Genomic DNA, 21468 nt, shown 5'->3' on the forward strand with positions numbered 1-21468 from the left:
CGACAAATTCCGCCTTTTGCCGTCACCCAGCAACCTCGGACTTACAGTGTCGAATGATCCACTACCGGGTCAATTCCGACGGTACTGGGTGAACAGGAACCCGGCCTCTTCCAGTACGGAGGCCAGGGAGAAGCGATCCGGAACCGTGAGCCCCGGTCCGTCCGTGATCCGCTGGGCCCGCCCCGCGGTGAGCACCGGGGACACCGTCAGGCACAGCTCGTCGAGCGCCCGGTCCGCGATGAACTGGGCCAGCAGCCTCGGCCCGCCCTCGGTGAGCTGCCTGGTCAGGCCCCGCTCCGCCAGCGCCCGTACCGCCTTGCCCATCTCCACCCGGCCGCCGTCCCCGGCGATCAGCACCTCGGCCCCGGCCTCCCTGGCCGCGCGGATGCGCTCCAGCGGCGCCGTGGCGCCGGTCAGGAGCAGCGTCGGCACGAGGGGCGAGACGAAAAGCGGAAGCGAGAAATCCAGGTCCAGGCTCGCGCTGACGACGGCGATGGCGGGTGCCGGGGCCTGCCCCGCCGCCCTGCGCCGCTCCGCGAACGCCTCACGCGCGCGTGCCGGGCGGTAGCCCTCCAGGCGTACCGTTTCCGCACCGACCACGACCACGTCGGCGAGGCCCCGCAGGGTGCCGAAGACGCGCATGTCGGTGTCGCTGGAAATCGGCTGGGAACGACCGTCGTGCTGGGCCGCCCCGTCCAGTGAGGAAACCATGTTGGCGCGTACCCAGACCTCGGCGTCCGAGGGGTACGCATAGGCCTCTGCCAGCTCGTCGAGCCCCCACTCGCGGGCACCGGCTGCGGATGTCTCTTCGGTCACAGGGAACAGGCGTCGCATGGAAGGCAGTCTGGCACGGCCCTTATGGTGGACCGTTGTGTCGTCCTCCACCGCTGCTCAGGGGCCCAGCCCCATATCCGAAGCGGCTCCGCTGTCCCTGTGCGCCCGCGAGCCGCACGTCCCCGCCGACCGTCTGGTCGCCGAGATGGTGCCGCCGCCGCGTTTCGACGCCGTGCGCTTCGACACGTACATCCCGGACCCGAACCAGCCCAGCCAGCCCGAAGCGGTACGGGTGCTCAGCGGCTTCGCCGCCGGACTCGGCGCCCCCGCCGACGCCGGGAAGCGCCGCTGGTTCGCCAAGAAGCCCGAGAAGAAGCCGGCCGGGCCGCGCGGGGTCTACCTCGACGGCGGTTACGGCGTCGGCAAGACCCACCTGCTCGCCTCGCTCTGGCACGCGACGCCCGCCGAGCCCTCGCTCAAGGCCTTCGGCACGTTCGTGGAGCTGACCAATCTGGTCGGCGCGCTGGGCTTCCAGCAGACGGTGGCCACCCTCAGCGGGCACCGGCTGCTGTGCATCGACGAGTTCGAGCTCGACGACCCGGGTGACACGGTGCTGGTGTCCTCGCTGCTCAGCAGGCTGGTCGAGGCGGGCGTGGCACTGGCCGCGACCTCCAACACGCTGCCCGGCAAGCTGGGCGAGGGCCGGTTCGCCTCCGCCGACTTCCTGCGCGAGATCCAGGGCCTGTCCGCCCACTTCCGGCCGCTGCGCATCGACGGCGAGGACTACCGCCACCGGGGGCTGCCGGAAGCTCCGCCTCCGTACAGCGACGAGCAGGTCGAGCGGGCGGCGCACGCGACGCCCGGCGCCAGCCTGGACGCGTTCCCCGCGCTGCTCGCCCACCTCGCGAAGGTCCATCCGAGCCGGTACGGGGCGCTCACCGACGATCTGGCGGCGGTCTGCCTGACCGGGGTGACGGCGGTGCCCGACCAGTCGACGGCACTGCGGCTCGTGGTCCTCGCGGACCGGCTGTACGACCGCGAGGTGCCGGTGCTCGCGTCCGGACTGCCGTTCGACGAGCTCTTCAGTGACGAGATGCTGAACGGCGGCTACCGCAAGAAGTACTTCCGCGCCATCTCCCGGCTGACGGCACTCGCACGGGACGCGAAGGGTTTGGTGGCGCAGTAGGTTGGGTGGCGATACCGAGCTGCCTGCATGAAGGGACCGCTGTCATGGCCACCGTCCGTACCGCGCACACCGTCTGGGAAGGCGAGCTCCTCAAGGGCTCCGGCACCGTTTCCTTCGACTCCTCCGGCATCGCCGACCAGGCCGTCTCCTGGCCCTCGCGCGCCGAGGCCGCGAACGGGAGGACCAGCCCCGAGGAGCTGATCGCCGCCGCGCACTCCAGCTGCTTCTCGATGGCGCTGTCGCACGGGCTGACCGGCGCGGGCACCCCGCCCACCCGTCTGGAGACCAAGGCGGACGTCACCTTCCAGCCCGGCGAGGGCATCACCGGCATCCACCTCACCGTGCGCGGCGAGGTCCCCGGCCTGGACGCGGCGGGCTTCGAGGCGGCTGCCGAGGACGCCAAGAAGAACTGCCCGGTGAGCCAGGCACTGACGGGCACGACCATCACACTGACGGTCGAATCCTCCTGATTTCGGGGCTGGTTGGTACCTGCTGAGGTGCGTTGACCCGCATGTTTCGTGCGCGACCGGTTCACGTGTCACCGGTTGCGTGCTACACACGTGCGGGTCGCGTTCCTGTCCGCCAGCAGGGAGTTCCCCATGTCTTCGTCTTCGATCGACACGTCCGACACGTCTTCGCACAGTTCCTCCCCCGACGGCGCCTCCAGGCGTCAAGTCCTCGCCCGTACGGGTGCGTTGGGCGCGGGGATCGCCTTCACCGGCGCGCTCTCCGAGATCTTCGCGGGTACGGCGCTGGCCGCGCAGCGCGGTGGGGGCCACGGCAATGCCGGGTACGGGCCGCTGGTGCCCGACCCCAAGGGCCTCCTGGACCTCCCCCGGGGGTTCCGCTACAAGGTCCTCTCCCGCGAGGGCGATCCGCTGCGCTCCGGCGAGGGCCCCGTACCGAGCAACCACGACGGCATGACCGCCCTCAGAGGCAGGCGCGGCCGCGTCCACCTCGTCCGTAACCACGAGAACCGGATGTCCGCCAAGCTGGGCGTCCCGACGGTCGAGGGCCTCACCTACGACCCGGCGGCCAAGGGCGGCTGCACCGCCCTCACCCTGGACGGCCGCAACAACGTCCTTCAGGAGCGTGTCGGGATCGCCGGTACGGCCGTCAACTGCGCTGGCGGGCCCACCCCTTGGGGCACCTGGCTCACCTGCGAGGAGAACGAGGACAAGGCCGGCACGGGCGGCTACACCAAGGACCACGGCTTCATCTTCGAGGTCGACCCGGCCGACCCGCACCGCACCGGCGCGGTCCCGCTGACCGCGATGGGCCGCTTCCAGCACGAGGCGATCGCCATCGACCCCAGGAGCGGGATCGTGTACGAGACGGAGGACGCGTTCCAGCGCCCCTTCGGCCTCTTCTACCGCTTCCTGCCCGAGAAGCCGCACGGCGGCGTCGGTTCGCTGCGCGCCGGGGGCGAGCTGGAGGCGATGCGGGTGCCGGGGGTGCCGGACCTGTCCGCCGTGCACGAGACCGGGAAGAGCTTCGGCGGGGTGGAGTGGGTGCCGGTTCCCGACCCGCTCGCCAAGCAGACCCCCATCCGGCTCCAGGACTTCGGGCCCAAGGGCATCACCCACGCCCAGAAGCTGGAGGGCTGCTACTGGGGCGACGACGCCGTGTACTTCGTCTCCAGCTTCGCCCGCTCCAAGGAGGGGTCCGCGCGGGACCACTTCGGCCAGGTGTGGAAGTACGAGCCGAGGCGCCGGCGGCTGACGCTGGTCGTGGTCTTCGGGCCTGCGACCGACATCCAGCTGCCGGGCGAGTCCCCGGACAACATCTGTCTCGCGCCGAGCGGGGGGCTGATGGTGTGCGAGGACGGGGACGGGGCGCAGCACGTCTATGGGCTGAGCCGGCGGGGGAAGGTGTACGAGATGGCGCGGGGGCGGCAGAACATCGGTACTCCGGAGGAGCCGGAGTGGGGCGAGTTCGCGGGAGTCACCTTCTCGCCGGACGAGTCGACGATGTACCTCAACTGCTACACCCCAGGCACCACCTTCGCCATCACCGGCCCCTGGACCGACTAACCCCTCGGGCACGGGGGCGCTGCCCCCGCCCCCGCCCCCGCCGCTTCCCTTGAGCACGGGGGCGCTACCCCCGCCGCCGCCTCCCTTGGGCACCGGGGCCGCCCCCCGGGGGCGGAACGGGTGGGCAAGGGGGGCGGCCCCCCGACCCCGCCCCACTGCCTCGCTCCCGGCCCACCCCGGCGAGCCAGTACGGCAGGCCCCTGAAGTGCGCTGAAGCGGTACGGAGGCGGAGGTGGCACGGCCCGGAGGGTTCGGCTCCGCCGGGGGCCGCCCCCTTGCCCGCCCGTCCCGCCCCCGGGGGGCGGCCCCGCCGCCCAAGGAGGCGGGGCAACGGGTGGGGGCGGGGGCGCCGCCCAAGGGGGCTAGGGCACAGAGGGTTGAGGGGTCGCGGGTTGGGGGGAGAGGGGGGAGTATCGGGGGGTTGGTTCGGGCTAGTGGGATGGGGTGCGTTGTGGCCAAGCGGCACGCTGAGCAGAAATCCAAGGGGCGCGCTTCCGTGCGCGAAGGGCTTCGGCTGCCTCCCGGTGAGCCCGTCCGCCTCTCCGACCACCCCGCCGACTCCACCCCCCTCGGCCCCCGCGAAAAACTCACCGGCGTGGCCGCCACCGCCGCCCTCGCCCCCGCCCTCGGCAACCTCCAGGAACGCCTGTACGCCGCGAGCACCGCCGGCGACCCCCGGCGCGTACTGCTCGTCCTGCAAGGCATGGACACCAGCGGCAAGGGCGGCACCGTCAAGCACGTCATCGGGCAGTTCAATCCGTCCGGCTGCCGGATCCGCGCCTTCAAGGCGCCGACCGAGGAAGAGCTCAGCCACTCCTTCCTCTGGCGCATCACCAAGGCCCTGCCCGAGGCCGGTGAGATCGGCATCTTCGACCGTTCGCACTACGAGGACGTACTGATCGGCCGGGTCCGCGAGCTGGCCCCGCCGGACGAGATCGAACGCCGCTACGAGCACATCAACAACTTCGAGAAGTCGCTCACCGACAGTGGCGTCACGATCGTCAAGGTCTTCCTGCACATCAGTTACGAGCAGCAGAAGCGCCGACTGCTCGAACGGCTCGACAACCCCGAGAAGCACTGGAAGTTCAACCCGGGCGACATCGACGAGCGCGCCCTGTGGCCCGCCTACCAGGAGGCGTACGAGATCGCCCTCCAGCGCTGCTCGACGCCCGCCGCCCCCTGGTACCTGGTCCCCGCCGACCGCAAGTGGTACCGCAACTGGGCCATCAGCAGTCTCCTCCACGAGCACCTGGAGGCCCTCGACCCGCAGTACCCGAAGGCCGGCTTCGACGTCGAGGAGTGCAGGAGGAGGCTGCTGAACAGCCCCTGAGGAGCCGGACAGGGCAAGGGGACGGGACCCGGTCAGTTCCGGCGGCCCGGGCGCCACAGCACCAGCAGGCTCAGGCCGAACATCAGGATGCCCAGGGGCACGTGCAGCGCCGGTACGTGCGCGATGCCGAGCACCACCTGCACCGACGCCAGCACCAGGAACCCGCTCGCGTACAGGATCGGGCGGGGCGACCCGCCGCCCGGCCGCCACGCGAGGACCGCGGCGAGGACGTACAGCATCGCCGCGCCGTACATCACCCGCGATCCGACGTCGTGCAGCATCGCGCCGGTGGGCGAGGTCAGGAGCACCCCCGCGGTGGTCGCCTGGAAGAAGAGGGACAGGGTCTGCAGGGCTGTCGCGACCTGTACGAAGGTGATCTTGCGGTGCTCTGTCATCGTCTGGGTGGCCATGCCGTGGTCCCCTGTTCTGCCTCGCGGCGGTGGGTCGGTACTGTCTCGGCAGCTTGACGACGCAGGCCCGCGAAGTGTGAGGCCGGACGTCGGGGAATCGGGGGGCGATCACCAGCATGAGCACGCTGTCGGGAACGGAGCCGGAGCCCGGTGTGGTCGTCGGCGAGCGCCGGAGGCTGATCAACCTCGCCTACCGGCTGCTCGGTTCACTGGCCGAGGCCGAGGACGCCGTACAGGAGACGTACGCCCGCTGGTACGCGATGTCGTCGCGGCAGCAGGCGGCCATCGCGTCGCCCGGTGCGTGGCTGACGACGGTGGCCGGGCGGATCTGTCTGGACCAGCTCGGCTCGGCGCGCGCCCGGCGCGAGCGTTACGTGGGCACGTGGCTGCCCGAGCCGCTGCCCGACAGCAGGGAGTGGGCAGGCGGGTGGGCGGGCGGCGGCAGGACCGATGCCGTGGACCCGGCCGACCGGGTCACCCTGGACGAGTCGGTGAACATGGCGTTCCTCGTCGTACTGGAATCAATGACTCCGGCGGAGCGCGTGGCGTTCGTGCTGCACGACGTCTTCCGCTACCCCTTCCCCGAGATCGCGGAGATCGTCGGACGTACGGCCGCGGCCTGCCGACAGCTGGCCACCTCGGCCCGCCGCCGCGTGGACGCCGCGAAGGTACCGCCCGCCCCGGCACCCGGACAGGCAGGGCAGGCCGGACAGGCCAGACAGGCCGTTCTCGTACGGGAGTTCAAGCAGGCTTGGGAGGCCAAGGACATCCAGGCGCTGGTCGGTCTCCTGGACCCGGAGGCCACCATGGTCGCCGACGGCGGCGGACTGGTCGGCACCGTCCTCCACCCGGTCGAGGGCCACGAGAACATCGCCGCGTACCTCGTCCACATAGCCGACAAGGCCCCCGGCCTCACCCTCCTGGAGCGTACGGTCAACGGCCGTCCCGGCCTGGTCGCCCAGCACACCGGCGTGACCGTGACGGTGGCGGCCTTCGACCTCACCGACGACGGCCGCGTCACCCGCATCTGGGCCGTGCGCAACCCGGAGAAGCTCCGCCCGTGGACCGGGCTCGGGCAGGGCTGAGCCCCGGGGCCCCGCTCCCGGCAGCCGGGGCTCAGTGAATCGGAAGTGCCAGTTCCGGGCGGTCCCAGGCGACTGCGGGCGGGGTCGCCCGGACCGTGCCGACCGGCTCGGCGCCGACGCTGCGGTAGAAGCCCTCCGACGGCGGGTGGGAGACCACCCGAACCGATGCGATGCCCGCCTCACGGGCGCGGGAGGTGAGGTGGGTGATCAGGTGGCGGCCGATGCCCCGGCCCTGGGCGGCGTCGGCGACGAAGAGGAGGTCCAGTTCCGGCGGGTCGAGCAGGAGGGAGTAGAAGCCCAGGACCGTGTCGTCGGCCGGGTCGTCCGCCGGGTCGACGGCCACGTACACCTCGTGGGCCTCGATGTAGTCCGGGCCGACCCGGTAGCCCGCCACCATCGACTCGTACGGTGCCTCGTACGCACGCGAGGTGCGGACGATACGGGTGAGGCGCTTGGCGTCGCGGGCGGTGGCACGGCGGACGGTAATAACTGAGGTCACCAGGAGAGTATTACTCACCGGACGGAGGCCGCGCCGCTGTCCGACCCTTCGCACTTGATCGGATACTTTCCGTCAGTGACCACTTTTGTACGAAGAATGCTCGCGGTGGCGGTGGTGGGGGCGGCCCTGGCGGGGTGCGGAACGGAGAACCGGGGCGGCGAGGGTGGCGCCGAGGCGCGCCGCACGCCCGCCGGCTCCGTACCGTCGAAGTCCACCGGTGCCACCGGTGCCACTCCTCCCCCTCCGGCCTCCGCTCCGACCGCTCCGCCGACCGTCGCCGCCGGGCCCGGTGGGCTGACGCCGGTCTTCGAGCGGGCCCCGAAGGGGACCCGGGAGAAGGTCGTCGCGCTCACCTTCGACGCGGACATGACCGCCGACCAGGGGCCGCGCGCGGCACGCGGCGAACGGTTCGACAATCCGGGGCTGATCGACGCACTGCGCCGGGCCAAGGTGCCCTCGACCGTCTTCATGACCGGCCGGTGGGCCGAGGAGTACCCGGACCAGGCGCGTTCGATCGGCACCGACCCGAACTTCGAGATCGCCAACCACTCCTACAGCCACCACGCCTTCAAGTCCGACTGCTACGGCCTGCCGACCGTCGCGCCGAAGGAGATGCGCGCGGACGTGGACCGGGCGTTCGGCGCGTTCCGCAAGGCCGGGGCGCGCAACGTGGTGCCGTACTTCCGCTTCCCCGGCGGGTGTTACGACGACCGGGCGCTGCGCAACCTCGGGCCCGCCAAGGTGACGGCCGTCCAGTGGGACGTGGTCAGCGGGGACGCCTTCGCCACGGACGCGGACGCGGTGGCGGAACAGGTGCTCGCCGGGGTGCGGCCCGGCTCGCTCGTCGTCATGCACTGCACGCGCAGTGCGGCGCCGACGACGGAGCGGGCGATCCGGCGGATCGTGCCGGAGCTGCGGAAGAAGGGCTACCGCTTCGTGAAGGTGTCGGAGCTGATCGGGCGGCGCTGAGGGAACGGGTGTGTGGAGTGAGGGGGCCTAACCCGCTCGGCGGCCGCTCAGTCCGCACACCACCGCCCCCACCCCGCATGCCAGCACCACCGCCACGGCGAACGGCAGCAGCGGTACGGTCACCGCTCCCGTGTGCGAGCCGCCGACCAGGGCAGCCACGGCCGTCCGGGCCGGGGAGCCCACGGCGACGAGGGCCAGCAGGGCGCCCGCCGCCGAGAGGGCGATGCCCCAGCCGGTGCCGTGCAGCACCGGACGGCTGCACAGGGCGCCCACCGCCGTGCCCAGCAGGGCGCAGGTGAGAGCCGCGAAGAGACCCGCTCCGGCGGCGGCCCACGGAGAGATCCGTACCTGCCCCTCGGTGTCGGCCCACTTGCTGACCAGCATGACGAAGGCGGTGGCCAGCACCCCCAGCGCCGCCGTGCACCCGAACGCGGTGAGCAGCGCGGCGAGGTGCGTGCGCGAGGGCGAGGTGGCGGCCGAGGCACAGTGCCGGGCGGCCGGGGGCTCGTTGCTGACGCAGACCCGCACGAGCCAGACGGCGACGGGCAGCAGGGCGGCGGACCCGTACCCGAGCGAGTCGAGAACGGGCTGACCGCTCTGCACTCCGACGGCGAGGAAGGCCGCGTAGAGGAGTACGGGGGCGAGCCATCGCTGCGACCTTGCGAGCAGGGCGAGTTGATAGCGCAGAAGAGCGTTCACACGTGTTCCTGTCCCTGCTGTTCCCGGTCGTCCTGTCGCACCTGGTCCTGGTCCTGGTACGTCGATACTGCCCGCACGTGCCACGGCGGGCGCGCGCCGAGCAGGCCGCGCAGCACCCCGTCGGAGTGCACCGCCGCCACCGTCAGCGCCGTGGCCCCGTCGGGCTCCGCCTCGGCCTTCGGCGCGCCGGGCAGCCCCGCAGGGACCGCCGCGCCGTGCGGACCGACCGCGACGATGCGTACGCGAGGACCCGAATCCGCCTCAGCATCAGAGGAGTTGACGGGAACGACCTGCGTACCGTCCACCAGGTAGGCCACGTCCACGACCTCCGCGAGCCGTCGTGGGTCGTGGTCCACGAAGGCCACCCTCGCGCCCGCCGCGACCCGCTCGGCCACCGCGCGGTCCAGCTCTCCCCTGGCCGCCTCGTCGAGTCCGGTCCAGGCCTCGTCGAGTACGAGCAACTCCGGTGCGGCCAGCAGCGCTTGGGCAACCGCGACCTTCTGCGCGGTGCCCTTGGAGAGTTCCGAGACGGGCGTACGGGCGTGTCCCCCGGCCCCGAACCGCTCCAGCCACTCCCCCGCCCGCGCCTTCGCCTCCGCGCGCCCGAGACCGTGGATGCGGCCGAGGTGCGTCAGATAGCCCAGGGCGGTGAAGGGAAGGGCGCCGGGGAAGCGTTCGGGGACGTAGGCGACGCGGGCCGGGCGGCCCTCCACCCGGCCCTCGCTCGGGGTGTCGATCCCGGCGACGACCCTCAACAGGGTTGACTTTCCCGACCCGTTGGCGCCCCGGAAGCGGACCAGGGCGCCCGGCGGGAGTTCCAGGTCGACCCGGCGGAGCACCCACGCCCCGCTGAGTCCGTAACGTCGTCCTACTCGGTCGAGTTTCAGTTCGCCGCCTTCTGCGCGGTCAGCTCGCTGGGCCGTACGATCACGAACCCCTCGCCCTGGAGCATCAGTTGGACCGCTTCGCCCGAGCCGCCCCGGATCATCGAGCCCGCCGACTGCGAGCGGTGCAGCGAGGTGCTGAGCTGGGCGCTCCAGCCGACGACCGCGTCCGTGTCGACGTACACTGGGGCCTGGCCGGTGACCGGAATGATCAGGGGGTTGCCCTCGCACACGACGGCCAGCTTGCCGTACCCGGTGAAGAGGCTGTTGAAGAGACCGCCGCCGGTCATGCCGGCGCCCTTGACCATCTTGATCTCGTAGGTGAGCGTCGCGTCGAAGCACAGCACGTTGCGGCCGTTGACGGTGAGGGCGTCGCCCTGCTCGATGTCGATGATGAAGCAGTTCTGCGCCTCGTGCGCGAACCATGCCTCGCCCTGCCCGCGCACGGCCATCAGCGGCAGTCCCTCGCCGGTGACGGCCCGCTTGAGCATGCCGCCGATGCCCTGGCTCTTGCGCTCGAACTGGAGGTTGCCCCGGTAGGCGATCATGGCGCCCTGCCGGGCGTGCATCTCACCGTTGACCGCGTACTTCACCGACTTGGCGTTCTGGAGGGTCATGCCGGGCGCAGCCGCCGGCTGGGCCATGTTTTCCGCTGCGAACAGGTCACTCTTCATGCCGAACATCCTGGCAAGGGATGATTCGGTACCACAAGTGCGGTACCCGACGGGATCCCTGTCGAGCCCTGGCAAACTTGTCCGGATGAGCAGCCAAGACACCCCCGCGGACCTTTCGGACGAGCGCGACGCGGCCCCCCAGTTCGTCCTGCCCCTGGTGGTCCACATCGAGAAGGCGGACCCGCCGGCCCGTACCGACGCGCTGGAGACGGCGGCCCGCGCGGTCCTCGTGATGCTGTCCGACGAGCGTTCGCTGGGTGACGGCGAATGGGCCGAGGCGGTACGGAACTGGCAGGACGCGCGGATCCGCAAGGTGGTGCGGCGGGCGCGCGGTGCGGAGTGGCGCAAGGCGTCGGCGCTGCCGGGCATCACGGTGACCGGCAAGGAGGCCGAGGTACGGGTCTTCCCGCCGGTGCCGCTGGACGGCTGGCCCAAGGAGCTGGCCAAGCTCCAGGTGTCGGGGACGGACCTGGACGACCCCGAGGAGCCGGGCGAGCCGGACCCGGCGCACCCGGTGCTGTGGGTGAACCCGGAGCTCGACATGTCGGCGGGCAAGACGATGGCCCAGGCCGGGCACGGTGCACAGCTCGGCTGGTGGGAGCTCTCGGACGCGGAGCGCGACGCCTGGCGCGCGACGGGCTTCCCGCTGTCCGTACGGACGGCTTCGGCAGAGAAGTGGCGGGAGCTCGCCGCGGACCCGGGGCTGCCGGTCGTGCGGGATGCGGGGTTCACCGAGATCGCACCGGGGAAGACGGTCGCGGTCGAGGGTCACCACCGGGTGGGCACACCGCACCCCTAGCGGAACTCCAGTCCCGGGCTGAACACGTCAGGTGCGTCACACGTACCCATGAATGCGGCCAAGCGCCTGAAGGATCAAGGCACTTGGCGATGGAGTCGTCCCGTACGAACCGCACGACTGGTACGACGCACAGGGCCCGGGAGCGAACTTGTCCATCTCCACCTCCATGTCCAGCACCGCCTTCGCACTGTTACGGCGCGTCAACGGCACCGCACTCGTCATCACGGCGCTGGTGGCCACCCTGGCCGCGCTCGCCTTCCCGGTCTGGTCGTACGCCGACCGCTCCGGCACCGGCCAGGCCAATCTGGCCGCGTCCACGGTCAGCACCAAGTGGGGGCCGCTGTCGGCCGCCGACCGGGACCTCCTGGTGAAGGTACGGCTGGCCGGGCTGTGGGAGCTCCCGGCCGGGCAGCAGGCCATCGAGCGGGCGCCGAGCCAGTCGGTCAAGGCGGCCGGCGACCACCTCGTGGTCGGCCACACGGACCTGGACGCCCGGGCCCGTTCGGTCGCCTCCCAGCTGGGCATCGAGCTGCCGAACCAGCCGACCGACGAACAGCAGGGCTGGCTGCGGCAGCTGACGGCCGCCTCCGGGACCACGTACGAACGGCTCTTCGCGAACCTGCTCCGGCGGGCGCACGGCAAGGTGTTCGCCGTGATCGCCCAGGTCCGCAACAGCACCCGCAACGCACTGATCCGCCAGCTCGCGGACGCCTCGAACCAGACCGTCCTGGACCACATCACCATGCTGGAGGCGACCGGTCTGGTCGACTTCGACGCCATCGCCAACGAGGCGGCGGGCGGCGCGACGGCCAGCCCCACGGGCCCGCCCGCGCCGGTCCCCGGCGTCCGGGTCCCGGTGCCGGTACCGGCCGCGCCGACCGGCACCCAGGACTTCACGTCACTGCCCTCGGCGCCCGCCGTGCCCGCGTCCGGTGAGATCGGCAGCCCCGCCACACAGCCGTAGTTCCGCCGTCCGAGGGACTCGCGGAACCTCAAATCAACCTCTGAACGTCCCCCTCGGTGGATTCAGCGCCACCTGCCGGGGCCATGACCCCTGCACAGCACCAGTAGGGGGACGAACATGAATCAGCGCACACGACTGCCCGACGCCCGGCCGACCACAGCCACCGGGCGGCTGCCGCGCCTCGGCGTGGGAATCGGCTGGCGGCCCGAGATCGCCGACACCATCGAGGCACTGCCCGGCGTCGACTGGGTGGAGGTGGTCGCGGAGAACATCTGCCCCGGCCACCTCCCCGACTCCCTCGTCCGGCTGCGCGCCAGGGGTACGAAGGTGATCCCGCACGGCGTCTCGCTGGGCATCGGCGGCGCGGACCGCCCGGACCCGGCGCGGCTGGCGGACCTGGCGGCACGGGCGCAGGCGCTGGGCGCACCGCTGATCACCGAACACATCGCGTTCGTCCGCGCGGGCGGCACGCAGACGGCGTCCCCGCTCCTGGAGGCGGGCCACCTGCTCCCCGTCCCGCGCACCTGGGACGCCCTGCGCGTGCTGTGCGAGAACGTGCGCATCGCCCAGGACCAGCTGCCGGTCCCGCTGGCCCTGGAGAACATCGCGGCCCTGATCAACTGGCCGGGCGAGGAACTGACCGAGGGCCAGTTCCTCGCGGAACTGGTCGAGCGCACCGGTGTCCACCTCCTCATCGACGTGGCCAACCTCCACACGAACCACGTCAACCGCGGCGAGGACCCCGCCAAGGCCCTGGACGAGCTCCCGGTGGAGGCCATCGCGTACGTCCACGTGGCGGGCGGAATCGAGAAGGACGGCGTCTGGCACGACACGCACGCCCACCCGGTGACCCAGCCCGTACTGAACGTCCTGTCCGAACTCCGCTCCCGGGTGACCCCGCCGGGCGTCCTGCTGGAACGGGACGAGAACTTCCCACCCCCGGCAACCCTCGCCGCCGAACTCGACCTGATCCGCACGACGGTGAGCACCCACGACGGGCGCCCCGCACTCACTGAACCCCCTGCCGCCGGCCCTTCCGCCGGTCCTGCCCTCTCCTCCGACCCCGCCGCCCGCCAACGCCTCGCCCTCGCCCAGGCCGCCCTCCTCGATGCCCTCGTCGCCGCCGGGCCCGTGCCCGAGGGATTCGACGGGCCGCGGCTCCGCGTCCAGACCCGCGCGCTCACCGGCAAGCGCGCCGACATCGTCGCCAAGGTCGCCCCGGAGCTCCCCGCCCTCCTCGGTGACGACTTCCGCCGGACCTTCTTCGCGTACGCCCTGACCCGCCCGCTCCGCTCCGGCTACCGCCGCGACGCCCTCGACTTCGCCGAACACACCCTCGTACACGGCACCCTGGACCCGGCGGCCCGCCGCGCGCTCACCCACTGGTGGGAGGACCGCGCCTCCGCCCGGCCCCCGACCCGCACCACCCGGCTCCTGCGCGCGGCCCGGGCGGCGGCGACCCGGGCGAAGCCCCGGCGGCGCGCCCGGGCCACCGGGGAGGTGCACCCGGCATGAACTCGGCAGACCTCACCGTCGTCGTCAACGTCCTCGTCGGCGGCTCCGCCTTCCTCCTCGTCCTCACCCACACCGTCACCGACCGCCGCCGGGGCCGGGGACACGCCACCCTGCACGACCTCATGGACGCGGCGTTCCTGATCGGCGGCCCCGCGCGCACCGTGGACACCGCGCTGACCGCCCTGCACACGGACGGACGGCTGACCATCGGCGGCCCCGGCATCATCGTCGTACGGAGCAGGACGGCCCGCGACACCGTGGAGCGGGCGGTGCTCCACGAGTACGACGCCGCGCCCAACGGGGCCCTGCACAGCCTCCGTCTGGCGGCGATGCGCAGTCCCGCCGTACAGGAGATCGGCGACGGGCTCGCGGCGCGCGGACTGCTCCTGGAGCCGCAGGCGACCCGCAACTGGCGCCGCTGGGGTCTGATCCAGGGGATCGGCTGCCTGGTCGCGCTGCCCCCCGCCATCGCGCTCACCTTCGTCTACCGGGTCTCCGAGTCGCGCTACCGGTACGCGGACACCTGGGAATTCTTCCCGTCGACTCCCTTCGTCCTGCGGGTGCTGCCCGTTCTCCTGATCGGCGCGGTGACCGGATTCGTCATGTACGCCCGCGCCAAACGCCGCGTCACCGCCCAGGGCCGACAGGCCATCCGTACGTACCGCGGCGACCCGGCGAACGCCGTCACCCCTGCCCAGCAGGTGGCCATCGGCGGCATCCGGGTCCTGCTCGACACCGAACTCCGGGACCAGCTCCGCGCAGCCGTCGGCCACCGTCCGACGCCCGGCCACACGCCGTCGAACAACACGCCCTACCTGTTCCCGGTCACCTGGTGCTCCGGTGCGGCCGCGGGCGATGGCGGAGGTGGCGGGGGTGACGGAGGCACGGGTTGTGGCACCTCGTCGGGGTGCGCCGGCAACACCGGTGGCAGCGGAGGCACTTGCTCCGGCGGAGGAGGCGGGGGCGGGGGTGGCTGCGGCGGCTCGGGCGGAGGGTCGAGCTGCGGCGGCGGTGGGGGCGGAGGCGGCGGAGGGTCGAGCTGCGGCGGAGGCGGCGGTTGTGGAGGAGGCGGCGGCGGAGGCGGCGGAGGCTTCTGACCTCGCAAAACGCCCACTGCCCCCCACTTCCCTCGACCCTCGGTCACAGCTCCACAACACTCCGCCCACACCATGCACATGCCATGGCGCCCCGCCACTCGCCTCGCATAGAACTCCGACATGTTCTGGGTCCTGTTCCTGCTGCTCTCCTGGGTCGCGGCCATCGCCTCCTGCGCCCGGCTGTGCGTCGCCGCCGCCTCGGTCGACGCCGCCGACACGGCCGTTCCCGACGCACCGCCCCACGTGGGCGCACTGACGCTCCCCGAGGCCGCCTTCCTCAGCGGCGGCCCCGGCCGGGTGGCCGACCTGACCCTGCTGTCGCTGCACGCCCGCCGCCTGGTGCTGCTCGCCCACACCGGCTGGACCACCGTCGTCGCCCCGCACGGCGAGGACGCCCTCGACCGGGCCGCGATCGCGGCCGCCGGACCCGAGGGCCAGTCCCGTACGACAGCGGTACGTTCCGCGGTGGCGGGCTCCGACACGGTGCGGGCCCTCTCGGACCGGCTGGTCGCCACGGGCCTCGCCGTCCCGGCGCGGACCAGGCACGCGATGGCGGGCGGCGTCCGGGCGGTGCGCAACGCGAGCGTCCTCGTCCTGCTGCTCGGCACCTTCGCGGCCCTCGGCCTCACGCAGGAACCCGCCGAACGCGGCCGGGTCGCCCTCTGGTTCACCCTGCCGCTGCTGCTGACGCTCGGCACCCTCGCCGTCGCGCGCATGGAGGTCCACCCGTACACCCGCTGGGCCTCCGCCTCGGGCAGACAACTGCTCCGCACCCTGCCGGAAGACCTGACCACGGACTCGGGCCCCCACCCCGACCAGGCCCTCCTGACCGCCGTGGCCCTCTCCGGCATCCGCGCGATACCCGACCCCGAGCTGCGCACCGCCCTCGCGCGCCCCCGCACCGCCCGCCCCGTCGCGCATCGGAGTCAATGACCCCGACACCGCACACAGGTGCTTTACATCGTCAACTACCTTGCCAAGTATCCCTATTGTCCGCTACGGAGATCATCCGCAGCAGTTGTCACCGCACAAGACCAAGGGATCGCGATGAGAGCACTTGCGCTGTACGGAGCCGCCACCACCCTCGGCTCCCTGGTTCTGACCGCCCTCGCCGCGGCCCCTGCGGGCAGCGTGACAGGCACTCCCCCGTCGCTCCGGGATTCCCCCGAGGCGCGCGGCACCGCGCTCGCCGCCGAGCGGGCCCTGCGCTCCGGCATCAAGTTCGGCGAGTGCCCTGCCTCGGAGGACCTGCCCGCCCCGATCCAGTGCGGCACGGTCAAGGTCCCGCTCGACTACGCCGCCCCGCACGGCAAGCAGATCGAACTGACCGTCAGCCGCCTGAAGGCGACGGGCACATCAACCGGCGGCACCACCGGCGGCACCACCGGCGGCACCAAGGACAAGAACAAGAACAAGAACAAGCCCGTCCCCCGCCAGGGCGCCCTGATCTTCAACCCCGGCGGCCCCGGCGCCTCCAGCATGTACTTCCCCCTGGTCTCGCGCCTCCAGGAGTGGAAGCGGATCGCGGCGGCGTACGACACGGTCGGCTACTCACCGCGCGGAGTGGCCCGCTCCGCCCCGCTGTCCTGCATGGACCCCAAGGACTTCGCCGAGGCCCCCAGCCAGGCGCCCACGCACCCCTCCGAGGCGTACAAGAAGGAGCGGATCGCCCGCGCGAAGACCTATGCGCAGGGCTGTGCACGCAAGGCGGGCAAGGCGCTGCGCCACTACCACTCGCTCAACAACGTCCGCGACCTCGAAGTCCTGCGCGCCGCCCTCGGCGAGCGCAAGCTCAACTTCATGGGCGCCTCGTACGGCACCTACTTCGGCGCGCTCTACGCGACGCTCTACCCCTCGCACGTGCGCCGCATGGTCTTCGACTCGGTGGTCAACCCCGACCCGAGCCAGATCTGGTACCGCAACAACCTCGACCAGTCGGCCGCCTTCGAGCAGCGCTGGGAGGACTTCCGCACCTGGGTCGCCAAGCACGACAAGGTGTACGGCCTGGGCTCCACCCCCGAGGAGGTCGCGCACAGCTACGCGAGGGTGCGCGCCGAGCTGACCCACAAGCCGGCCGGCGGAACCGTGGGCCCCGGCCAGCTCCAGGCGGCGTACCTCAAGACGGGCTACTACGACGACGTGTGGCCGATGCGCGCCACCGCGCTCTCCGAGTTCCTCAAGGGCAACCGGAAGCCGCTGATCGACCAGGCCGCACCGCGCCCCGAAGCGGCCAAGGACGACGAGAACGGCAATGCCGTCTACACAGCCGTGGAGTGCAACGACGCCCGCTGGCCCACCGACTTCGCCACCTGGGACCGGGACAACACCCGGCTCGCGAAGCGCGCCCCGTTCGAGACCTGGGACAACGTCTGGATGAACCTGCCGTGCGCGTACTGGACGCAGCCCCAGCAGGAGCCGGTGGACGTGCGGGCCGCGAAGGGGGCGCTGCCGCCGATCCTGATCCTGGCCGCCGAGCGTGATGCGGCGACCCCGTACAAGGGCGCCCTGGAGCTGCGGAAGCGGCTGCCCGGCGCGGTCGTGGTCACCGAGGAGGACGCCGGTACGCACGGCATCGGCGGCGGCGCGAACGCCTGCGTCAACGGCCACATGGAGAAGTACCTGCTGACCGGTGAAACACCGGTGCGGCGCGCTGCGTGCGCGCCGCACCGGGAGCCGAACCCGGTGTCGCTGGACGACAGGGCCCTCCCCGAGGGGATTCCGGCCGTCGTCTGATCTTCCGGGCTGGGGTGGCGGGAGACGTCGGGACCACGCACCCATGGTCCTCGTCCCCGCCACCAAGTCATTTCCGTACGTGTCACCGTACGAGCCGTACGGGAAACCCGTACGCGGGGGCGTGCTTACGCCAGCCCCGCCACCAGGTCCGCGACGCTCTTGCGGCGCCCGGTGTAGAAGGGCACCTCCTCGCGGACGTGCATGCGGGCCTCGGAGGCGCGCAGGTGACGCATGAGGTCGACGATGCGGTAGAGCTCGTCGGCCTCGAAGGCGAGCAGCCACTCGTAGTCGCCGAGCGAGAACGAGGCGACGGTGTTGGCGCGCACATCGGGGTAGCCGCGGGCCATCATGCCGTGGTCCTTGAGCATGCGGCGACGGTCCTCGTCGGGCAGCAGGTACCAGTCGTACGACCGCACGAAGGGGTACACCGAGACGTAGTCGCGCGGCGTCTCGTCGGCCAGGAAGGCCGGGATGTGGGACTTGTTGAACTCGGCGGGCCGGTGCAGCGCCATGTTCGACCAGACCGGCTCCAGCGCACGCCCGAGCTTCGTACGACGGAAGAGGTTGTACGCGGTCTGGAGCTCGTCGGAGGTCTCGGCGTGCCACCAGATCATCACGTCGGCGTCGGCGCGCAGCCCGGAGACGTCGTACGTACCGCGGACGGTGACGTCCTCGGCGGCCAGCTTGTCGAAGAGCGCCTGGACCTCGTCGGCGTAGCCGTCGCGGTCCTCCGGCAGCACGTCGCGCAGTTTGAAGACGGACCACAGGGTGTAGCGGATGACCTCGTTGAGGTCCTTGGCCTTCTTGCCCGCGTTCGGGGCCTTGGCGGGGGCGCCGGCGGCAGCCTCGGTGGCGGCGTTCTCCTGAGCAGTCATGTGGCTATTGTCCCGTGCCCTTCGCCGTGCCCTCCACCAGGGTGGGCGTGGCCAAAATCTCCTCGATGATCTCCGTGGCGGCGCGCTCGCCGCTGCCGACGCAGGCGGGGATCCCGACACCGTCGTACGCGGCCCCGCAGACCCGCAGTCCGGGCAGCTTCGCGACGGCCTCGCGGACCCGCGCGACACGGCCGAGGTGGCCGACGGGGTACTGCGGCAGTCCGCCGATCCACCGGGTCACCCGGGTCTCGACGGGCTTGGCGGCGAGCCCGGTGGCGGCCCCGAGGTCCCGCAGCGAGACGTCGACGAGGTCGTGGTCGTCCCGGTGCAGGTGCTCCTCCTCGCCGTAACGCCCGACCGAGGTCCGCAGCACGAAGAGATCAGGGGCGTGCCGGTCGACCCACCCCCACTTGCGGGTGGAGAAGGTGGACGCCTTGATGGTGTGCCCGTCCACGGGCGGCACCAGGAACCCCGACCCGTCCGGCAGTACGGCGTCCACGTCCTTGCGGGCGAAGGCCATGGTCACCAGGGCCATGGACGCGTACTCGACCGAGGAGAGCTCGGCCGAGGCGACCGGCGCCTCGTCGGCGAGCAGGGCGGACGCGGACCAGGCGGGCGCGGCGAGCACGACCCCGGCGGCCTCCACCACCCCTTCGTCGGTACGGATGCGCCAGCACCCGCCCCCGCCCTCGTCCCCGCTTCCCTCGTCCCCGCTCCTGGCCATCCCGAGCACGGGCGTCTCGGTGAGGATGCGCCCGCCCCCGGCCCGTACGGCTGCGGCGACGGCGTCGGGAAGGGTGCCGATCCCCCCGTCGATGCCCATGAACACGGGCCCGTCCTGCTGGTTGGCGGCAGCCCGCCGCTGCACCTCGCGCACACCCTCCAGGAGGGAGTCGTACGAGGCCGCCACCTCGTACAGCGCCGGTACGGCGGCCCGCATCGAGGTCCGGTAGACGTCCCCGGCGTACACCCCGCCGAGCAGCGGTTCCACGAGCCGGTCGACGACCTCCCGCCCCAGCCTGGCGGCGACGTACTCCCCGATCGCCATGTCGTCGCCGACGTCGGTACGAGGCAGCTCCCGATCCATCGAGACCCGCGCGAGCCCGCCCTCTGACAGCACCCCACTCAACACACCCGGATCACCGGGAACCCCCATCACATGCCCCTTGGGCATCGGGGTCAGCACGTCCCGGTTCCACAGCGAGGCGGAGGCGGTGGACGGCGGCGCCATCCGCTCCCCGAGCCCGACCGCCTTCGCCAGCGCCACCGCCTCGGGCCGTCTGGCGAGCATCGACTCGGCCCCGAAGTCCACCGGCGCACCGGCGATTTCGCCTGCCTGGAGCTTGCCGCCGAGCCGGTCCGTGGCCTCCAGGACGGTCACCCGGACCCCGCCCGCGACGACCAGCCGGTGAGCGGCGGCGAGACCGGAGATGCCGCCGCCGATGACGACGACGTGGGGCGGCGTGCTGTCCGTACCGTGGTTCATACCCCCACTGTCTCAAACGCGCATGCGTATCCCGACCGTGACCGCTTCGGAGCCGCTTCGGAACCGGAAAAGGGCAACCCGCGCCCCCGTCCCGTACGTCGAACCTGCAACATCCTTCACCACTTTCGGGGGGACCGAAATGCGTGCAGCAGTACGTACAACAGCCCGTACGGCAGGACGCCGACGGCGCATTTCCTACGTGGGCGCGGCGGTGGTGGCGGCCACGCTCGCGATCGGCGGGTGCGGGGCGAGCGGTGACAGGGCCACCAGCAGCGACTCCGCCGCCAAACGCCCGGAGGGCGCCGCGGCACCGAACCCGGGAGCGGGCGCGGGCGCCGCCGACAAGGCCAAGCCCGGCAACGAGGGAGCCGAAGCCCAAAAGCCCCAACAGCCGAACGCCCCGAACGCTCCGAACGCTCCGAACGCTCCCAAGGCCCCCTCCCAGCCCCAACTCCACGTCATCCGCACCGCGGAGCTCCAGATCCAGGTGTCCAACGCGACGCAGGCGCTCGCCAGGGCGCGTACGACGGCGGAGACGGCGGGCGGCCTGGTCGGCAACGAGTCCACCGAACGCGACTCGACCGGCCACGTCTACTCGCGCATCACGCTGCGCGTCCCCCAGGACAAGTACTCGGAGACGCTCACCACTCTGGAGAACAGCGGCGGGAAGCTCCTCGCCCGGAAGGCGGACGCGAAGGACGTCACCAGTGAGGTGGTGGACATCGACAGCCGCATCAAGTCGCAGCGGGTGAGTGTGGCGCGGGTCCAGGAGTTCATGAACCGCGCGACGAAGCTGACGGACGTGGTGTCCCTGGAGGCGGAACTGGCCACCCGCCAGTCGGAGTTGGACTCCCTGCTGGCCCAGCAGGCCTCGCTGAAGGACCGCACCGGCATGGCGACGATCACGCTGGTCATCTCGGAGACCCCGCCGAAGAAGAAGCCGACTCCGCCGCCGGTGGATGACGAGCCGGGATTCCTGGACGCGCTGGACGGCGGCTGGCAGGCGTTTCTGACGACGGTCAGGTGGATCGCGATGGTGGTGGGGGCGGTGGCGCCGTTCGCCGCGACACTGGCGCTCGTCTACTTGCTCTGGCGCCACGTACTGTCCCCGCGCCTGACCCCGCGCCGCACGCGCCGCACCCCGACGTTCCCGTCCTACCCGTCCCACCACCCGGTGTCCCCGCCGGCCCGGGAGGAACCGGAGGAGCCGAACCCGAACGAAAAGTAGCCGTGCGGGGGTGGGTGGGGGTCCGCTGCGCGGGGCCTCTCCCCTCCCCGCCCCTTCCCGAAACTGGGGCTCCGCCCCAGACCCCGGGTGGCGGGCCCGGCCACGGCCGGTGGTCATGTGCAGGCAATACGTGGCTGGCCGCGGAGGTCCCCCCCGCCCCCCATACCCCGGTGAGAGGGGGAACGTGCTGGAAACCCCCCCCCCACACTCACAGAACAAAAAACCAGC

21 protein-coding genes are annotated in these 21468 nt (G+C 72.0%); 13 read left to right on the top strand and 8 right to left on the bottom strand.

Annotated features, from left to right (window positions below; all coding sequences use genetic code 11):
• Positions 1-69: 69 nt before the first annotated feature.
• Positions 70-834 (bottom strand): pyrimidine reductase family protein, encoded by a 765-nt coding sequence (locus ACZ5PB_RS03755; RefSeq protein WP_468687463.1) that lies wholly within the window; start codon positions 832-834, stop codon positions 70-72.
• A gap of 37 nt (positions 835-871) precedes the next feature.
• Here ACZ5PB_RS03755 and zapE point away from each other — a divergent pair, with 37 nt between their 5' ends.
• The 4 genes from zapE (at position 872) to ACZ5PB_RS03775 (ending at position 5323) form a co-directional block, all read left to right on the top strand.
• On the top strand, positions 872-1960 hold the full coding sequence (zapE, locus tag ACZ5PB_RS03760; RefSeq protein ID WP_468687465.1) for a cell division protein ZapE: 1089 nt from the start codon (positions 872-874) through the stop codon (positions 1958-1960).
• A 44-nt stretch (positions 1961-2004) separates the two neighbouring features.
• Entirely contained in the window at positions 2005-2430 is a 426-nt protein-coding gene (locus tag ACZ5PB_RS03765; RefSeq protein ID WP_468687467.1) for an OsmC family protein, read from the top strand.
• Positions 2431-2559: 129 nt separating this feature from the next.
• A complete protein-coding gene (locus ACZ5PB_RS03770) occupies positions 2560-3993 on the top strand; it encodes an alkaline phosphatase PhoX (RefSeq protein ID WP_468687469.1) in 1434 nt (477 codons plus the stop codon).
• 439 nt (positions 3994-4432) lie between these two features.
• Entirely contained in the window at positions 4433-5323 is an 891-nt protein-coding gene (locus ACZ5PB_RS03775; protein WP_468687471.1) for a polyphosphate kinase 2 family protein, read from the top strand.
• Positions 5324-5355: 32 nt separating this feature from the next.
• Here the strand turns inward: ACZ5PB_RS03775 and ACZ5PB_RS03780 are convergent, their stop codons facing one another.
• On the bottom strand, positions 5356-5733 hold the full coding sequence (locus tag ACZ5PB_RS03780; RefSeq protein WP_468687472.1) for a hypothetical protein: 378 nt from the start codon (positions 5731-5733) through the stop codon (positions 5356-5358).
• A gap of 116 nt (positions 5734-5849) precedes the next feature.
• Between ACZ5PB_RS03780 and sigJ the strand changes: the two genes are divergently transcribed.
• On the top strand, positions 5850-6818 hold the full coding sequence (gene sigJ, locus ACZ5PB_RS03785) for an RNA polymerase sigma factor SigJ (protein ID WP_468687473.1): 969 nt from the start codon (positions 5850-5852) through the stop codon (positions 6816-6818).
• Between the two features lie 31 nt (positions 6819-6849).
• Here sigJ and ACZ5PB_RS03790 read toward each other — a convergent pair whose 3' ends face one another.
• Positions 6850-7317: a GNAT family N-acetyltransferase gene (locus ACZ5PB_RS03790; protein WP_468687474.1), complete on the bottom strand. Its 468-nt coding sequence runs from the start codon at positions 7315-7317 to the stop codon at positions 6850-6852.
• 75 nt (positions 7318-7392) lie between these two features.
• Here ACZ5PB_RS03790 and ACZ5PB_RS03795 point away from each other — a divergent pair, with 75 nt between their 5' ends.
• Positions 7393-8286 carry a polysaccharide deacetylase family protein gene (locus ACZ5PB_RS03795; RefSeq protein ID WP_468687476.1) on the top strand — a complete coding sequence of 298 codons (894 nt, stop codon included), beginning with the start codon at positions 7393-7395 and terminating at the stop codon, positions 8284-8286.
• Between the two features lie 27 nt (positions 8287-8313).
• Here the strand turns inward: ACZ5PB_RS03795 and ACZ5PB_RS03800 are convergent, their stop codons facing one another.
• The 3 genes from ACZ5PB_RS03800 to ACZ5PB_RS03810 are packed head-to-tail and all read right to left on the bottom strand — an operon-like array spanning position 8314 to position 10543.
• A complete protein-coding gene (locus ACZ5PB_RS03800) occupies positions 8314-8985 on the bottom strand; it encodes an ABC transporter (protein ID WP_468687478.1) in 672 nt (223 codons plus the stop codon).
• Entirely contained in the window at positions 8982-9872 is an 891-nt protein-coding gene (locus tag ACZ5PB_RS03805) for an ATP-binding cassette domain-containing protein (protein ID WP_468688268.1), read from the bottom strand. The genes ACZ5PB_RS03800 and ACZ5PB_RS03805 overlap by 4 nt, the downstream gene beginning before the upstream one ends.
• Positions 9869-10543, bottom strand: coding sequence for an AIM24 family protein (locus ACZ5PB_RS03810; RefSeq protein ID WP_468687480.1), 675 nt, complete (start codon positions 10541-10543; stop codon positions 9869-9871). Before ACZ5PB_RS03810 ends, ACZ5PB_RS03805 begins: the two co-directional genes overlap by 4 nt.
• Positions 10544-10628: 85 nt before the next feature.
• Between ACZ5PB_RS03810 and ACZ5PB_RS03815 the strand changes: the two genes are divergently transcribed.
• From ACZ5PB_RS03815 to ACZ5PB_RS03840, 6 genes are all read left to right on the top strand, one after another.
• Positions 10629-11342 carry a peptidyl-tRNA hydrolase gene (locus ACZ5PB_RS03815; protein ID WP_468687481.1) on the top strand — a complete coding sequence of 238 codons (714 nt, stop codon included), beginning with the start codon at positions 10629-10631 and terminating at the stop codon, positions 11340-11342.
• A 166-nt stretch (positions 11343-11508) separates the two neighbouring features.
• A complete protein-coding gene (locus ACZ5PB_RS03820; RefSeq protein ID WP_468688270.1) occupies positions 11509-12306 on the top strand; it encodes a DUF4142 domain-containing protein in 798 nt (265 codons plus the stop codon).
• A 117-nt stretch (positions 12307-12423) separates the two neighbouring features.
• A complete protein-coding gene (locus ACZ5PB_RS03825; protein ID WP_468687483.1) occupies positions 12424-13821 on the top strand; it encodes an MbnB/TglH/ChrH family RiPP precursor modification enzyme in 1398 nt (465 codons plus the stop codon).
• Positions 13818-14918 carry a TIGR04222 domain-containing membrane protein gene (locus ACZ5PB_RS03830; protein WP_468687485.1) on the top strand — a complete coding sequence of 367 codons (1101 nt, stop codon included), beginning with the start codon at positions 13818-13820 and terminating at the stop codon, positions 14916-14918. The genes ACZ5PB_RS03825 and ACZ5PB_RS03830 overlap by 4 nt, the downstream gene beginning before the upstream one ends.
• A gap of 120 nt (positions 14919-15038) precedes the next feature.
• Positions 15039-15851 (top strand): TIGR04222 domain-containing membrane protein, encoded by an 813-nt coding sequence (locus tag ACZ5PB_RS03835; RefSeq protein ID WP_468687487.1) that lies wholly within the window; start codon positions 15039-15041, stop codon positions 15849-15851.
• Between the two features lie 114 nt (positions 15852-15965).
• On the top strand, positions 15966-17651 hold the full coding sequence (locus tag ACZ5PB_RS03840; protein WP_468687489.1) for an alpha/beta hydrolase: 1686 nt from the start codon (positions 15966-15968) through the stop codon (positions 17649-17651).
• Positions 17652-17776: 125 nt separating this feature from the next.
• Here the strand turns inward: ACZ5PB_RS03840 and hemQ are convergent, their stop codons facing one another.
• Both hemQ and hemG read right to left on the bottom strand, forming a co-directional pair.
• On the bottom strand, positions 17777-18526 hold the full coding sequence (gene hemQ / locus ACZ5PB_RS03845) for a hydrogen peroxide-dependent heme synthase (RefSeq protein WP_468687491.1): 750 nt from the start codon (positions 18524-18526) through the stop codon (positions 17777-17779).
• Between the two features lie 4 nt (positions 18527-18530).
• Positions 18531-20012 (bottom strand): protoporphyrinogen oxidase, encoded by a 1482-nt coding sequence (gene hemG / locus ACZ5PB_RS03850; protein WP_468687492.1) that lies wholly within the window; start codon positions 20010-20012, stop codon positions 18531-18533.
• A 139-nt stretch (positions 20013-20151) separates the two neighbouring features.
• On the opposite strand from hemG, the gene ACZ5PB_RS03855 reads away from it, so the two are divergent.
• Positions 20152-21240 carry a DUF4349 domain-containing protein gene (locus tag ACZ5PB_RS03855; RefSeq protein ID WP_468687494.1) on the top strand — a complete coding sequence of 363 codons (1089 nt, stop codon included), beginning with the start codon at positions 20152-20154 and terminating at the stop codon, positions 21238-21240.
• Positions 21241-21468: the final 228 nt, after the last annotated feature.

The organism is Streptomyces sp. NPDC032721 (assembly GCF_055579625.1).

What these genes read in the sequence shown, in the direction of transcription:
- ACZ5PB_RS03825 (WP_468687483.1), top strand. Translation starts at nt 12,424, where the DNA reads ATGAATCAGCGCACACGACTGCCCGACGCCCGGCCGACCACAGCCACC.
- sigJ (WP_468687473.1), top strand. Translation starts at nt 5,850, where the DNA reads ATGAGCACGCTGTCGGGAACGGAGCCGGAGCCCGGTGTGGTCGTCGGC.
- ACZ5PB_RS03775 (WP_468687471.1), top strand. Translation starts at nt 4,433, where the DNA reads ATGGGGTGCGTTGTGGCCAAGCGGCACGCTGAGCAGAAATCCAAGGGG.
- ACZ5PB_RS03815 (WP_468687481.1), top strand. Translation starts at nt 10,629, where the DNA reads ATGAGCAGCCAAGACACCCCCGCGGACCTTTCGGACGAGCGCGACGCG.
- ACZ5PB_RS03840 (WP_468687489.1), top strand. Translation starts at nt 15,966, where the DNA reads ATGAGAGCACTTGCGCTGTACGGAGCCGCCACCACCCTCGGCTCCCTG.
- ACZ5PB_RS03820 (WP_468688270.1), top strand. Translation starts at nt 11,509, where the DNA reads ATGTCCAGCACCGCCTTCGCACTGTTACGGCGCGTCAACGGCACCGCA.
- ACZ5PB_RS03755 (WP_468687463.1), bottom strand. Translation starts at nt 834, where the DNA reads ATGCGACGCCTGTTCCCTGTGACCGAAGAGACATCCGCAGCCGGTGCC.
- ACZ5PB_RS03765 (WP_468687467.1), top strand. Translation starts at nt 2,005, where the DNA reads ATGGCCACCGTCCGTACCGCGCACACCGTCTGGGAAGGCGAGCTCCTC.
- ACZ5PB_RS03770 (WP_468687469.1), top strand. Translation starts at nt 2,560, where the DNA reads ATGTCTTCGTCTTCGATCGACACGTCCGACACGTCTTCGCACAGTTCC.
- ACZ5PB_RS03830 (WP_468687485.1), top strand. Translation starts at nt 13,818, where the DNA reads ATGAACTCGGCAGACCTCACCGTCGTCGTCAACGTCCTCGTCGGCGGC.
- ACZ5PB_RS03810 (WP_468687480.1), bottom strand. Translation starts at nt 10,543, where the DNA reads ATGAAGAGTGACCTGTTCGCAGCGGAAAACATGGCCCAGCCGGCGGCT.
- hemG (WP_468687492.1), bottom strand. Translation starts at nt 20,012, where the DNA reads ATGAACCACGGTACGGACAGCACGCCGCCCCACGTCGTCGTCATCGGC.
- ACZ5PB_RS03780 (WP_468687472.1), bottom strand. Translation starts at nt 5,733, where the DNA reads ATGGCCACCCAGACGATGACAGAGCACCGCAAGATCACCTTCGTACAG.
- hemQ (WP_468687491.1), bottom strand. Translation starts at nt 18,526, where the DNA reads ATGACTGCTCAGGAGAACGCCGCCACCGAGGCTGCCGCCGGCGCCCCC.
- ACZ5PB_RS03855 (WP_468687494.1), top strand. Translation starts at nt 20,152, where the DNA reads ATGCGTGCAGCAGTACGTACAACAGCCCGTACGGCAGGACGCCGACGG.
- ACZ5PB_RS03835 (WP_468687487.1), top strand. Translation starts at nt 15,039, where the DNA reads ATGTTCTGGGTCCTGTTCCTGCTGCTCTCCTGGGTCGCGGCCATCGCC.